Source organism: Hominiventricola sp. (assembly GCF_057604405.1).
On sequence record NZ_DBLYVB010000088.1, the window covers coordinates 1 to 1486 of the forward strand.

At 44.4% G+C, this 1486-nt stretch carries 1 protein-coding gene; it reads left to right on the plus strand.

The features are described 5' to 3' along the window. Nucleotides 1-194: 194 nt before the first annotated feature. Nucleotides 195-1486: YfjI family protein (locus ACZMB2_RS14225; RefSeq protein ID WP_487597199.1), on the plus strand; the 1292-nt coding region annotated here is incomplete at its 3' end.

Here is a 1486-nt window from a genome sequence, read left to right on the forward strand (position 1 = left end):
TTTTACCTCATATTGATTTGACTGCTATTTTTGCTATTAATAGCCAGAATTGCAGTGCTTTTATATCTGTGTATAGTGAGGTTACTATGTCATTCGGTCAGCCTTGTGATGAGTTTCCCCTGAGTTCGCTGCCTCCACTCATTCGTGATGCCGTTATTGAAGCTCAGCAAATTACGCAGGCTCCCCTTGGGCTTGTGGCAGCGTCTGCCCTGGGCGCTGTTTCACTTGTCTGCCAGAATCTGATTGATGTCTGCAGACTGAATACACTGCGGGGGCCGGTCTCTCTTTTTTTCCTGACGCTTGCCGAGTCCGGAGAACGAAAAACCGCAGTGGACAAATTATTAATGAAGCCCCTGTACCAGCAGGAGATGCAGTTATATTCCAGATACAAAAGTGAACTGGCTGTCTGGAAAAACAAGGAAGAGCTTTTAAAGGCTCAGAAAAAAGCATTGTTGTCAAAACTGAATAAAGAACTCCGCAAAGGCGCGGATGAGTCAGAAACCCTCAGACAACTGGAAGTACTTCAGAAAAACAGTGCGGAAGAACCTGTGAGGTATAAATTCATTTTTAATGATGCCACGACTGCGGCAATTAAGAATCAGCTTTGTGGTAAATGGCGTTCAGTGGGTATTATGTCAGATGAAGCCGGTATTATATTTGATGGATATACCCTGTCTGAGTTGCCTTTTATTAACAAAATGTGGGATGGCTCTGTATTGTCTGTGGACAGAAAGAATGAACCCGAACAGATGATTGAAAATGCCAGAATGACGTTATCCCTCATGGTGCAACCCGGTCTTTTTGACCGATATATGGAGCGAAAAGGTTCTGTTGCCAGGGACAGTGGTTTTCTTGCCCGTTGTCTTATCAGTAAACCTGCAACCACGCAGGGGAAACGCTTTATTAACGGAGCTGTGATTCCGGGAGGATCATTAACGGCATTTCATGAACGATTAATGGAACTGGCCAGAGGCAGTATTGAAAAATCCAGTGAGGATGAACGGTATTGTCTGCATTTTTCGCCTGAAGCGCAAAAAATATTTATTGAGCACTATAATGTTCTGGAGCAGGATTTATCCCCTTCCGGACCCTTAAGCCCGTTTCGGGGACATGTTTCAAAAAAAACAGAAAACATTGCAAGAATTGCAGCGTTATTTCAGTATTTCAGCTATGGTGAAGGGAAAATCTCTGCCGATATCATGACGTCTGCTGTCGTAATAAGTTCGTGGTACACAGATGAATATAAAAAATTATTTGCGTTACCTGATGAATCTGAACTGCAGCAGAAGGACGCCGAGGAGCTGTTCGACTGGCTCATTGAGGAGTGCCGCGGAGAATGCCCACCCCGTGTCAGGAAAAATTATATTCTCCAGTGTGGCCCGGGTCGGTTCAGAAACAGGAAAAAACTGAACGCATTGCTGAACATTCTTGAATCTCAGTTCAGGCTTTCTGTCGTGCCGGAAGGAAAAACCATGTATGTTCTGCT